The 12468-nt window shown below is 71.8% G+C and carries 12 protein-coding genes; 9 read left to right on the forward strand and 3 right to left on the reverse strand.

What is annotated here, in order from left to right; genetic code table 11:
- Nucleotides 1–233: 233 nt before the first annotated feature.
- The 3 genes from A3Q37_RS08470 (at nucleotide 234) to A3Q37_RS08480 (ending at nucleotide 1549) form a co-directional block, all read left to right on the forward strand.
- Nucleotides 234–668, forward strand: coding sequence for a hypothetical protein (locus A3Q37_RS08470; protein ID WP_065480072.1), 435 nt, complete (start codon nucleotides 234–236; stop codon nucleotides 666–668).
- Between the two features lie 151 nt (nucleotides 669–819).
- Nucleotides 820–987, forward strand: a complete 168-nt coding sequence (locus A3Q37_RS37175) for a DUF6381 family protein (RefSeq protein WP_176711375.1) — start codon at nucleotides 820–822, stop codon at nucleotides 985–987.
- A gap of 61 nt (nucleotides 988–1048) precedes the next feature.
- Entirely contained in the window at nucleotides 1049–1549 is a 501-nt protein-coding gene (locus A3Q37_RS08480) for a GNAT family N-acetyltransferase (RefSeq protein ID WP_065480078.1), read from the forward strand.
- A 32-nt stretch (nucleotides 1550–1581) separates the two neighbouring features.
- On the opposite strand, the gene A3Q37_RS08485 is transcribed toward A3Q37_RS08480, so the two are convergent.
- Together A3Q37_RS08485 and A3Q37_RS08490 are read right to left on the reverse strand one after the other, a co-directional pair.
- Nucleotides 1582–2325, reverse strand: coding sequence for an ABC transporter substrate-binding protein (locus tag A3Q37_RS08485; RefSeq protein WP_065480084.1), 744 nt, complete (start codon nucleotides 2323–2325; stop codon nucleotides 1582–1584).
- A gap of 130 nt (nucleotides 2326–2455) precedes the next feature.
- Complete coding sequence (locus A3Q37_RS08490; RefSeq protein WP_065480093.1) at nucleotides 2456–2968, reverse strand: DinB family protein; 513 nt, start codon at nucleotides 2966–2968, stop codon at nucleotides 2456–2458.
- A gap of 100 nt (nucleotides 2969–3068) precedes the next feature.
- Between A3Q37_RS08490 and aac(3) the strand changes: the two genes are divergently transcribed.
- Nucleotides 3069–3923 carry an aminoglycoside 3-N-acetyltransferase gene (gene aac(3), locus A3Q37_RS08495; protein ID WP_065480267.1) on the forward strand — a complete coding sequence of 285 codons (855 nt, stop codon included), beginning with the start codon at nucleotides 3069–3071 and terminating at the stop codon, nucleotides 3921–3923.
- A gap of 10 nt (nucleotides 3924–3933) precedes the next feature.
- Here the strand turns inward: aac(3) and A3Q37_RS08500 are convergent, their stop codons facing one another.
- Nucleotides 3934–6348, reverse strand: coding sequence for a polysaccharide lyase 8 family protein (locus tag A3Q37_RS08500; RefSeq protein WP_065480096.1), 2415 nt, complete (start codon nucleotides 6346–6348; stop codon nucleotides 3934–3936).
- A gap of 384 nt (nucleotides 6349–6732) precedes the next feature.
- Here A3Q37_RS08500 and A3Q37_RS08505 point away from each other — a divergent pair, with 384 nt between their 5' ends.
- The 5 genes from A3Q37_RS08505 (at nucleotide 6733) to A3Q37_RS08525 (ending at nucleotide 12456) form a co-directional block, all read left to right on the forward strand.
- Nucleotides 6733–7866: a substrate-binding domain-containing protein gene (locus tag A3Q37_RS08505; protein WP_065480099.1), complete on the forward strand. Its 1134-nt coding sequence runs from the start codon at nucleotides 6733–6735 to the stop codon at nucleotides 7864–7866.
- A 214-nt stretch (nucleotides 7867–8080) separates the two neighbouring features.
- Nucleotides 8081–9385, forward strand: a complete 1305-nt coding sequence (locus A3Q37_RS08510; protein ID WP_065480102.1) for an ABC transporter substrate-binding protein — start codon at nucleotides 8081–8083, stop codon at nucleotides 9383–9385.
- Between the two features lie 100 nt (nucleotides 9386–9485).
- Nucleotides 9486–10487: a carbohydrate ABC transporter permease gene (locus A3Q37_RS08515; protein ID WP_176711376.1), complete on the forward strand. Its 1002-nt coding sequence runs from the start codon at nucleotides 9486–9488 to the stop codon at nucleotides 10485–10487.
- On the forward strand, nucleotides 10484–11422 hold the full coding sequence (locus A3Q37_RS08520; protein ID WP_065480105.1) for a carbohydrate ABC transporter permease: 939 nt from the start codon (nucleotides 10484–10486) through the stop codon (nucleotides 11420–11422). Before A3Q37_RS08515 ends, A3Q37_RS08520 begins: the two co-directional genes overlap by 4 nt.
- The gene (locus A3Q37_RS08525; protein WP_079137705.1) at nucleotides 11419–12456 is read left to right on the forward strand and encodes a hydroxyacid dehydrogenase; all 1038 of its coding nucleotides are present in this window, start codon (nucleotides 11419–11421) and stop codon (nucleotides 12454–12456) included. The genes A3Q37_RS08520 and A3Q37_RS08525 overlap by 4 nt, the downstream gene beginning before the upstream one ends.
- Nucleotides 12457–12468: the final 12 nt, after the last annotated feature.

Here is a 12468-nt window from a genome sequence, read left to right on the forward strand (position 1 = left end):
CGCGGGCCCAACGGCCGCGTCCCCCGGCGCGTGCCGCAGGGCCACCGCCGCCTCGGAGACGGCGGCCTCGTGCGCACCCGAGGCGAGGAGCGGCTCGGCCAGGTGCAGGCGTAGCGGTACGTCGTCGGGAGCGGCACCATGGTTGCTCCCCTCGGCCCTGCCCGGCGGGTGCCGCGGGTCCCGGGGGAGGAAGGTGGGAAGCGGAACGGCCGCTCACGTGGACAAGGAGTCCCATGAACCCTGGACCCCCTCCGCCCGATCCGCGGCACCGGCGCCCCGAAGGCGTCACCGGCACGACGGTCGAGGCGCTCGGTGCCCTGTCGAAGGCGCTGGAGACCGCGGAGCGCGCCCGGGGTGCCCTGTACGAGTTCCACCAGCTCACCGGGAGCGCCGACCTGGCCCTCGACGATGCCGTACGGCTGCTCCGCGCGGCGGGGCACGGGCGGCAGGCAGATCACGTCGAACGGGAGATCCTCGGCCGCAACGTCATCCCGGGGCACTGGACGTTCCAGATCGTCGAGGAGTACAACTCCACCTACTACGACGTGTTCCGGACGATCGAGCGGGAGATCAGGCAGGAACTCGCCGAGGGCCGCGACCACCTCTACGAGGCCGAGATGAAGGCGGCCCGGCGCACCGAGGGGCATCCGGACCACACCGCCGACTGACCGCCGCCCGTCCGCTCGGGAACCTTCCTCCCTCCGTCGTCACCGTACGTAGCCGCACGAGATGCGGAGCGCACCGACTCCGGTGACGCTGGGGCTCCGGTCGCGCGCAACGCAGGTCGCCGACGGAGGAACCACGACGGAGGACACCCCCATGAACCTGTACGACAGCCCGGTGGAGCGAGCCCGCCGCACCCGTGAACGCGCCGAGGAACTGGGCCGCGCCGCAGACCGGGCCACCGACCCCGAGCACCGCCGGCGGCTGCGGGCCAAGGCCCAGCGGCTGCTCCGCGAGGAGCCCACGCCCGACCCCGGCCGCTAGCGGCCGACGTACGGGAAAGCCGATTGCCCGGGCGCCCGCCGCCCGGGTAGCGTCACGCACCGTGACCCCGACTCTGCGTACCGAGAGGCTCCTGCTGGAGCCGTACGTCCCCGAGGACGAAGAGGCCTTTGTGGCCCTGTTCCAGGACACCAGGGTGTCCCGGTGGATGGGTGACGGCCCTTCCTCCGAAGCGGAGGACCGGGAGCTGTTCGGGCGGGTCTTCACCAAGGTCTACGCCCAGGACCTGTTCGCCGTCTGGGCCGTCCGCCGCGACGGCCGGCTGGTCGGGCACGCCGAGATCAAGCGGACCGACACCGTCGACGGCCACGAGATCATCTACGCCCTCGCGCCCACGGCGTGGGGCTCCGGCCTCGGTACCGAACTGGCCCGGGCCGTCGTCGCCCACGGCTTCGACACCCTCGGACTGGACGAGGTCCACGCCACCGTCGCCGCCGCGAACGAGGCCTCGCTGACGCTGCTGGACCGGATCGGCTTCGCGTACGTGAGGGACATCGAGGAGGACGACGGCAGCACCACCCGCGTGCTGACCCTCCGCCGCTGACCCCGGCCGCCGGGCGACCGCCGGCGAAGGGTTCAGGCCGCGGGGGCCACCGACGCGCCCTCGACGCCGTGACGCTTGAGGGCGTCGGCGACAAAACCGTCCGCCTTCATCTCCTCCACGAACGACGCCAGCAACTCCTGCGCCGCCGCCCCTCGCCCGGCCGGTACGCCCATGGCCTGCTGGATCACCATGAACCGCCCGGGCAGCAGCCGTACGCCTTCCTCCCGCGCGGCCTCCGCCTCCAGCAACTGCCGGATTCCGGCGGCCACTTCGACCTCGCCCGACCGCAGGGCCGCGAGCGCGCGCGGGGCGCCCACCAGGCGGACGACCTCGGCGTGGCGGATCTCGCGGGTGAGGAAGAGGTCGTAGGCGGACCCGGCCCCGACCGAGATCCGGGTGCCCTCGCGGTCCACCTGGTCGTTCTCGGTGATGGTGGCTTGCTCCGGCACCAGGTAGCTGCCCTCGATGAGGACGTAGGGGGCGGTGAACCGCAGCCCCTCGCTCCGCGCCGGGTCGACCGCGAAGAACCCGATGTCCGCCCGCTCGGCCCGCACCGCGTCGACCGACAGCGCGGCCCGCTCGAAGGCCACCAGCTCCACGGGCACCCCGAGCCGCCGCCCGAACTCCCGGGCCAGATCGACGGAGACCCCGGCGGGCTCGCCGCTCGACGGATCCCGATGGGCCAGGATCGGGTTGCCCAGGTTGATCGAGGCACGCAGGGTGCCGCCGGGTGCGAACGTGGAGACCAGGGCGGGGGATATCGGCTGCTGAGTCATGGAGCCGAGTCTACGAGGGACCCCCGGCGGCCGATCGGCGTACGGGACCGGACCGGCCCCGCAGGCTGTGGCCGGCAGAAGGCGTACGGGACCGGCGACCTCCGGCGTATCAGGTGCCCCACCCGACGCCTCAGGCCCCCACCGTGCCGTCCACCCCTTCCCGCAGCAGGTCCGCATGACCGTTGTGGCGGCCGTACTCCAGCAGGACGTGCACCATGACCATCCGCAGCGAGACGTCCTTCTCCCAGCGCGGCTGACGCCCCACCAGGTCCAGCGAGTCCGCCTCCCGCTCGATCCGGCGCGAGGTCTCCACCTCCGCCTCCCAGGCGGCGAAGGCCTCGGCCCCGGTCGAGGCGCTCGCGTCGTACGCCGCCTGGAAGTCGAACAGCTTCTCCGACCACACCATTGGAGCCGCCTCGTCCTCGAACACCCGCCGGAACCAGGCGCGTTCCACCTCCGCCAGATGCCGCAGCAGAGCCAGCAGCGACAAGGTGGACGGTGGCATCGACCGCTCGCGCAACTCCTCGTCGCTCAGCCCCGCGCACTTCATGGCCAGGGTCTCCCGGTGGTAGTCGAGAAAGGCCCGCAGCGTCTCGCGCTCACCGCCCAGGAGCGGGGGCCCGATCCGGTCGTCACTCGTCATGGTCATCTTCCTCGGTTCCGTGGTGCCGGCCGACAGTATGTACGTTCCGGCACTCCCCGGGCAGCCGGGTTTCCGCGAAGCCGCCTCTAGGCTGTGGGGCATGGACGTACGAGAGCTGCTGCGGCGCTCCGGGGGACCGGTGACACGCGACCGGATCGGGGACGACCTGGCCGCGCTCGGCCTCGGACCGGGCGACACCGTGATGTTCCATACGCGCCTGTCCGCGATCGGCTACGTCCCGGGCGGCCCCCGGACCGTCATCGACGCCCTCCTCGATGTCGTCGGCCCGACCGGCACGCTGATGGTTTCCTGCGGCTGGAACGACGCCCCGCCGTACGACTTCACCACCTGGCCCAGCGCCTGGCAGGACGTCCTGCGCGCCCACCATCCCGCGTACGACCCGGAACTGAGCGAGGCCGAGCGCACGAACGGCCGACTCCCCGAGGCCCTGCGCCGCAGACCGGGGGCCGTGCGCAGCCGCCACCCCGACGCGAGCCTCGCGGCGCTCGGCCCGTCCGCCGCCGCGCTGATGGCCGACCACCCGTGGGACGACCCGCACGGCCCGGGCAGCCCGCTGGCCCGCCTCGTCGCCCTCGGCGGGCGGGTGCTGCTGCTCGGGGCGCCCGGCGAGACGATGACGCTGCTTCATCTGGCGGAGTCGCTGGCCCGGGCGCCCGGCAAGCGCTTCGTGACGTACGAGCAGCCCATCCGCGTGGACGGCGTCCGGGTCTGGCGTACTTTCCACGACATCGACTCGACGGACGGCGCGTTCGACTACTCCCGTGTCGTGCCCGAGGGGCAAGACCCGTTCGCGGTCATCGTCCGGGCCATGCTCGACGCCGGCATCGGCAGGACCGGCACCGTCGGGGCAGCCGACAGCTGCCTGTTCGATGCCGGTCCCGCCGTCGACTTCGGCGTTCGCTGGATCGAGAAGCAGCTGAACGCACCCGCGTGACGGCGTTCGCTCAGGCCAGCCGCACCTTGACCGTCTGCGTCGCCCCGCGCGTACCGGACAGGTCGCCGAAGACGAGGCGCAGCGACGCGCCCGTGGTCGCCGACGTCACCGTCGCCGGCTTCGACACGACCGAGGCGACGGCCCGGTTCCAGGTGAGGGTCAGGCTGGTGCGCATCCGCATGGGGTCGCTCACGCGTACCGTCGCCGTCCCGTCGGCGTGCTCGGTCACCATCACCGAGCACGGGGCGTCCGCCACCAGCGGCCCGACGCTTCCGCCGAACCAGAAGTTGACCGCCGTCAGCCCCAGCGAGGGGACCGCCACCCCCTGCTGGTCGTCCGTGTTGGCGAGCACGCGCAGCCAGCCGCTGTCCGCCGCCCGTGCCGCCGTGCGCTGTTCGGACGCGCCGGGCAGGAGCTGGTACGCGTACGTGGCGTCCGACGGGTCCGTGCCGTGGTCGAACCAGAGGGTGAGGTACTTCCGGGAGACCGGATCCGTGGAGCCCGCCTGGTTGATGTCGCGCCAGCGCCCCGTCCGGTTCTCCCGCAGCGCCTTCACGTTCGCCCCGCCCGGGAACACGTAACCGCCGTGCCCGGCCAGGTGCGCCCAGGACGCGCCGGACAGCGTCGCCGACCAGGGGGCGGTGACCGGTTTCGCCGAGCCGTCGACGGTGAACGGGGCGTTGCCCGTCGGCCCCAGGTTCCGGTTGTCGACCGTGGTCTCCACGGCCGCGCCGTCCCGGCCGTGGATGCCCGCGCCCAGACACACCACGGTGTCGTCGAGGAAGAACCACGACTTCTTCGCCATCAGCGTGCTGGAGAGGCCCTTGAGGTACTGGCCCACGGCGGCGCGCTTGGTGTCGGTGACCCCGCCGACCCAGTTCACCTCCGGGAGCGCGACGCCCCAGTCGCCGCCCGCCCCGTCGGCGAGCACCTTGCGCGAGACCGTGGTGCCGGGCAGTCGGTACGGGTCTACGGTGGGCCAGAACGCGTCGCTGTACTGGCCGTTGGCGAAGGTGTCGCCCCACCAGTAGAGCATCCCGTTGCCGGTGTGCCAGCCGCGCAGGTTCTCGCCGTTGCCGGTCTCGTAATAGGTGATCCGCCGGTCGGCCATGCTCAGCGACGCCGCCCAGCCCGGGCGGCGGTGCGTGGCCCGGGCCATGTCGGGGAAGAGCCGGTGGCCCGCCGGCTCGGCGACCGGGGTGAGGGAGGTGTCGTCCAGGACGCTCTTGATCCGGGCCAGTGCGGTGAGCCCGAGCGAGGGGTTGCTCAACGGCGGGCTGTAGTAGTCGCGTTGCGCCCAGCCCTTGACGAGCGCCCGCCACCGCGCGTTCTCGGCGGCCGACGCGCCCTGCCCGAGCAGCACGATCGAGGCCATGATGGGGTGCCCGCGCCGGTGGTCGTCGACCTCGCCCCGGCTGATCGCGCGCCCCGCCACGGAGTCCATGACCAGGCCGTTGTAGAGGAACGGGGCCCACGCGTTCTCCACCGCGTCGAACACCACCTGCCGCTTCGGATCGGTGACCTCCCAGGTGGTCCCCTTCAGCAGCGCGAACAGCAGCCCGAGCCCGCCGAGCATCACCGATCCGTAGCTGCCGGTGTAGGGCACGGTGGTGTGCTGGATGAACGAGCCGTCGGCGTACAGTCCGTCGCCCTTCGTCACCAGCGGGAAGACGGGGGAGAGGGCGTCGCGGGCCAGCGCGATCTTCGCCGCGCTCCCGCCGACGACCCCGCGCAGGGCCAGCACCCGGCACAGGTCGACCCGGTTCGCCCCGGTGCTGGTCCCGGTGTACGAGGCGACGGCGGAGTCCGGTACGAAATGGTCGACGGCGGCGCAGTAGCGGGCGAGCCGTTCCGGGGCGATGGCGTCGTACATCAGGACGCACACGTCCAGCAGGGCCTGCGGCGCGCCGATCTGCCAGCTGTACCAGTTGCCGTACCGGGTCTGCCCGTCGTTGTAGACCTGGGTGTTGAGGTGTTCCAGGCCGGTGAGCACGGCGTCGCGCAGGGCGGTGTTCCCGGTGAGCCCGGTGCCCTGCTGGCGGTAGGCCTGGGCCATGGTGTTCAGGCGGATGAAGCTGTCGGCCATCCGCCCCGAGAAGACGTACGACTCGGGGTCCGTGTCCGGGTCCGGATCCGCGAAGACGGCGTCGGGCCAGAGCGAACCCTCCGCCGGGGCCATCGTCTCCAGCCACTGCGACGCCTTCGTGCCGAGGTCGGCCAGCCGGCTCTTGAAAGGTTCCGCGGTCGGGCTGAACCCCTCACCGAGGATCAACGCGCTCCACGTGGTGCGGAGTGCGGCGTACGCATCGTTCTCGGGGGCGGCGGAGGCGGCGCCGGGCGCGGCGAGTATCAGCGCGCCGCCGCTCGCGGCGGTGAGCACGGCGGAGGTGGCCAGGAAGGTACGGCGGGACCAGGCAGAAGTCATGGGAGAGCTCCGGGTCGGGGTGACGTGTCTCCGGCGGGAACCCGGCGCGCGGCGGGCGTTGCGTGGGCGGGCGCTGAACCGACCCCGGGATCCGACTGTTCTGAGCGGGCGGGCACTTTCTAGCAGTCGCCAGGCGAGTCGCTCAATGACTTTGGCCGAATTGATCGTATCGATCGGTTCTCGCGGCGTGTATGTCGCCCTCGTGGGTGAACCGGCGTGTGCCCGTCGCGCGGAGGCAAAACTCCGCTCGGATCGTTTCGAGCGGATGTGATCGATATGGTTGAGCCAGGCCGACGGCGGCTGTTCGGGGCCGGAAACCCCGTGCTTCCGCCGCCGGGACACCGTCCGCCCAGAGCCCAGCCGTCTCCGAGTCCAGGGGGATCCATGCGACTGCACGTCGACCAGCGCCACGAGCGGGTGCTCGAACTCGTCCGCGAGCGCGGCAGCCTGCGCGTCGCCGAACTCGCCGAGGAACTCGGCATGTCCGCCGTCACCCTGCGCCGGGACGTCGAGGCGCTGGCGGCCCAGGGTCTGGTGGAGCGGCTGCACGGCGCGGTGGTGTGGCCCGCCGGGCAGTCCCGGCCCGCCCCGGCCCCCGTGCCGTCCGCCGAAGGGCTGGTGGTCGGGATGGTCGTGCCGACCACCGAGTACTACTACGCGGACGTGGTGCGCGGCGCCCGGCAGACCGTCGAGGGCGCGGGCGCCCGGCTGACGATCGGGCTCTCCCGCTACCTCCCCGACGAGGATGCCGCCCAGGCCCGGCGGCTGCTGTCCACCGGCGCCGACGGGCTGCTGCTCACCCCCAGCTGGGAGCGCGGCTGCCCGGAGCAGGGCGAGGGGCTGTGGACGGTGGAGCAAAAGACTCCGGTCGTCCTGGTGGAACGCTCGGCACCGCTCGGCCATCCGGCGGCGCGCCTGGACCGGGTGCGCTCGGACCACGCGCACGGGGCCGCCGAAGCGGTGGCGCACCTGGCCGGGCTCGGCCACCGGGCGATCGCGCTCGCCGTGCAGGACAGCCCGACCGCTCCTCGGCTCCGGGTCGGCTACCGGGCCGCCGTGGAGGCGCTGGGGCTGACTCCCGTGTCGCCCTCACCGCTGGACGAGGCCCCGTCACGGTCGGAGGCCGATCGTTTCGAGCGGACGCTGGAGTACCTGTGCCAGGGCGTGGCGAGCGGCAACGTGACCGCCGCGATCGTGCACAGCGACGCCGACGCGATCGTCCTGATCCCCCGGCTCCAGGCCAGGGGGGTGCGGGTGCCCGAGGACCTGGCGGTGATCGCGTACGACGACGAGGTCGCCTCGCTCGCCGACCTGCCGCTCACCGCGGTGGCCCCGGACAAGCACGCCGTGGGCGCCGCCGCGGCCCGCCTCCTGCTGTCCCGCCTCGGCGTCCACGACCCCGGCACGACGGACGCCATGGATGCGACGGGCCAGGGTTCCGGTGCCCGTCGGCACTTGGACATCCTGCCCACCCTGCGGGTCCGGGTCTCCTGCGGGGCGGCCGCCGCCGCTCCGTAACGCAGAAACGACGCGAGACGCACCGCACCACGAGCCGTGCCCCGGGCCAACAGGCCCTGCGGGCGCGGCTCTTCGCATTCCGGGGGGCAGAGGTGCGTCACTGATCGATTCGATTGAATTGGTCATTCGCTCTTGACGGCGATCGGTTCCGCGCAAAATGATGTGTGCCGTTCACCTCATCTCCCGCAGTTCGAGGTCTCGTAGGAGCCGGCCCATGCCCTGTATCGCCCGCACGTCCCGCCTCGCCCTCGCGGCGTCCGCCGCCTCACTCGCCCTGCTCGTCACCGCCTGCGGCGGCTCGGGCTCGGACGCCTCGGGCCCCGGCGGCGGCAAGCCCGTCACCCTCACCTTCTGGTCGGCCACCGCGGGCGCCAAGGAGACCGCCGACGCCTTCAACAAGACGCACACCGACATCAAGGTGAAGTTCTCCATGGTCCCCGCGGGCCCCGAGGGCGTCACCAAACTGTCCAACGCGGTCAAGGGCGGCAACGCCCCCGACGTGGCCACCATGGACTACTCCGCCCTGCCCGAGTACGCCAGCGAAGGGAACCTGGAGGACCTCACCTCCAGCTCCGGCGACCTGGTGAAGAAGGAGTTCCCCGAGGCCGTCCAGTCCCTGGTCAACCTCGGCGGATCCACCTGGGCGGTCCCCTTCGACGTCACACCGATCCAGCTCTTCTACCGCAAGGACCTGTTCAAGAAGCACGGCGTCGACGTGCCGACGACCTGGGCCGAATACCGTACGGCCGCCGAGAAGATCCACGCCGGCGACCCCGACGTCACCATCACCAACTTCGGCGGCGGCGACCCCGCCCTGCTCTCCGGCCTCGCCTGGCAGGCCGGCGCCCGGTGGTACGGCACCAACGGCGACGCCTGGAAGGTCAACATCGACGACGCGGCCTCCCGTAAGGTCGCCGCCTACTGGGACAAGCTCCTCGCCGACGGCCTTGCCTCCAAGACCCCGCTCTGGGGCGAGGGCGAGACCAAGGAACGCGCCACCGGCAAGGTCGCCACCATCATCGGCGCCGCCTGGAGCGCCGGGAACTTCCCCGTCAGCTACCCCGACTCCAAGGGCAAGTGGGGCATAGCGCCCCTGCCCACCTGGGACGGCAAGCCGAGCACCGGCATGTACGGCGGAACCTCCTACATCGTGCCCAAGGGCAGCGAACACACCGAAGCCGCCGCCGAGTTCATCAAGTGGGTCACCACCGAACCGGAGGCCATGACCGCCCGCCTCAGCTCCCTCAAGACCCCCAGCAGCGCCCTGCCCGCCAACGAGGGCATGCGCGCCACGGCGGCGAAGCAGTTCGACAGCTCCTACTTCGGGGACCAGGACGTCTACGCCGTGGCCGGTCAGGCGGCCGACACCATCGTGCCCGGCTGGACCTGGGGCCCCGTCCAGCAGCAGGTCACCTCGGTGCAGATGGCCGCGGGCGGCGACCACACCAAGATGCTGAGCTCCGGTCAGGCGAAGGGTGAGAGCGCGGTCACCGATCGCGGCCTGAAGCTCGACAAGTAGGGCCTGACGCACGGCCCTGACCCCGCGGCTGCCCGGCACCCGCCGTGCCGGGCAGCCCCACCCCTCGACCGACCGCCCCACCCCGCCGAAGGAGCACCAGGTGGCAGCCCCACTCGCCCGGCCGGCCAAGACCCCGGCACCCCCGGCCGTGCCGCCGCCCGCCGGACCCGCCCGATCCGCCGGACCGGGAAAGCCCGGCGCCCCGGGCGGCCCCGGCACACGACGCGGACAGCGCCGGGCCGTCGCCTTGTTCACCGTCCCGTTCTTCGCGCTGTTCGCCGCCGTCACCGTCCTGCCGATGATCTACGCGGCCTGGATGAGCCTCTACCGGGAGGAGTCCTCCGGCCTGGGATTCGGCGGAACCGAGCGCGTCTTCGCCGGATTCGGCAACTTCACCGAAGCCCTCGGCAGCGAGGCGTTCCTCCGCTCCTTCGGGAACATCGCCCTCTACTGCGCCCTCTACATCCCCGCGATGGTCGGCGGCGCGCTCATCCTGGCCCTGCTCGTCGACTCGGCCATGGCCCGGGCCAGGCGCTTCTTCCAGATCGCCTACTTCCTGCCGCACGCGGTGCCCGGCCTGATCGCCTCGCTGATCTGGCTCTACCTCTACACACCCGGCCTCAGCCCGATCATCGACGTACTGGACGCCCTCGGCGCGAACTGGAACTTCTTCGGCGAGGACGAGGCGATCTACTCCGTCGTCAACATCTCCGCCTGGCAGTGGACCGGCTACAACATGATCATCTTCTACGCGGGGCTCCAGGCCGTTCCCCGCGAGGTCCTCGAAGCCGCGACCGTCGACGGAGCCGGCGCCCTGCGCACCGCCCTCCAGGTCAAGATCCCCATGATTCGTCCGACCGTCGTGCTGACCCTGCTGTTCACCTGCGTCGGCGCCATCCAGCTCTTCGACGCCCCCAAACTCGTCCAGCTGCGCGCCAACACCATGGGCGAGGACTGGTCGCCGACCATGTTCATCTACACCGCGGCCTTCAAGGGCCACGACTACGGCCTGGCCGCCGCGAGCTCCCTGCTGCTCGCCCTCGTCGCCGGGCTGCTGTCCTTCGTCGTCACCAAGCTCGGCAACCGGTGGAAGGCCTCATGAGCACCCAGACAGCCAACCGCGAGGCACCGGCCGCCGTCACCCGGCGCGACCGAGCCGAACGCCGCACCGCACCACGGCCGCCCGCACGACGGAGCCGCACCGGCGGCCTCACCTCCCGGGTGGCGGTGAACGCCGTCCTGGCCATCGTCGCCGTCTACACGCTGATGCCGCTGACCTGGCTCCTCATCGCCTCCACCAAGAGCTACCGGGACCTGTTCGCCACCAACCCGTTCAGCCTCGGCGACTTCCACCTCCTGGCCAACCTCAACGCCCTCCTCGAATACAACGACGGCGTCTTCGTCCGCTGGATGCTCAACAGCCTCCTCTACACCGTCGTCGCCTCCCTCCTCTCCACCCTCATCTCCGTCGCCTGCGGCTACGCCTTCGACAAATACGCCTTCCGCGGCCGGGAGAAGTGGTTCGGCGTCGTCCTCGTCGGCGTCCTCATCCCCTCGACCGTCGTCCAGCTCCCGCTGTACCTGATGGCCTCCGAACTGGGCCTCGTCAACACCTACTGGGCCGTCCTGATCCCCAGCCTCGTCAACCCCTTCGGCGTCTACCTGGCCCGCGTCTTCTCCGAGGGGTACGTGCCGGGCGAGGTCCTCGAAGCCGCCCGCGTCGACGGAGCCGGCGAGGTGAAGACCTTCGTCAAGGTCTCCCTGCCGATGCTCGCGCCCGGCTTCGTGACCATCTTCCTGTTCTCCTTCACCGCGAGCTGGAACAACTTCTACGGCGCGCTCATGATGCTCAACGACGACCGGCTCTACCCGGTCAACCTCGGCCTGTTCATGTGGAACCAGAACGTCTACCAGCAGCCGGAGCTCTACCCGCTGGTCATCATCGGCTCCCTCGTCGCCGTCGTCCCCCTGATCGTCGCCTTCCTCTGCCTCCAGCGCTTCTGGCGCTCGGGCCTCACCGCAGGAGCCGTCAAGTGAGCCACTCCGCCACGCCCCGGGTGACCCGCCCCCGCACCGTCCTGGCGATGAACGGCGAGACCCGGGCCGCGATCCTGGCCCCCGAAGCCCTGGACCGGCTCGCCCGCGTCGCCGACCTCGACCCCCGACTCCTCGTCACCGACTTCGGCGCCGACGACCCCGCCCAGCGCACCGGACTCCACGAGGCCGAGGTCCTGTTCACCGGCTGGGGCTGCCCCCCGCTCGACCCGGCCGCCCTCAGCGCCATGCCCCGGCTGCGCGCCGTCGTCCACGCCGCAGGATCCGTCAAGCACCACATCACCCAGGACGTCTGGGACCGGGGCATCGCCGTGAGCACCGCCGCCACGGCCAACGCCCTCCCCGTCGCCGAGTACACGGTCGCCGCGATCCTCTTCGCCAACAAGCGCATCCTGGAGAGCGCCCGCGTCTACCGCGAAGCACGCTCCCGGGTGAACCTCCTCGAACGGTTCCCCGGCGTCGGCAACTACCGCCGCACCGTGGGCATCGTGGGCGCCTCCCGCATCGGCCGCCGCGTCGTCGAACTGCTGCGCCCCTACGACCTGCGCGTCCTGGTTCACGACCCGTACCTCGACGAGGCGGACGCCCGGGCCCTCGGCGTGGAGCGCACCGAACTCGACACCCTGGCGGCCGAGAGCGACGTCGTCAGCATCCACGCCCCCGAACTCCCCGGCACCCGCCATCTGTTCGACGCCCCGCGCCTCGCGCTGATGCGGGACGGGGCGACCCTCGTCAACACCGCACGCGGCTCCCTGGTGGACACCGAAGCACTGGTGAAGGAAGCGGTCACCGGACGCCTGAACGCCGTCCTCGACCACACGGAACCGGAAGTCCTGCCCGCCGACTCGCCCCTCTACGTTCTGCCGAACGTCCTGCTCACCCCGCACATCGCCGGCTCCCAGGGGGGCGAACTCCACCGGCTCGCCGACGCCGCCGTCGACGAACTCGAACGGTACGCGCACGGCTTGCCGTTCGCCCACGCGGTGGACCCCCGCACCCTGCACCAGCAGGCCTGAACCCGTCCCCGT

The organism is Streptomyces sp. PTY087I2, assembly GCF_001687325.1.
GTDB lineage: Bacteria > Actinomycetota > Actinomycetes > Streptomycetales > Streptomycetaceae > Streptomyces.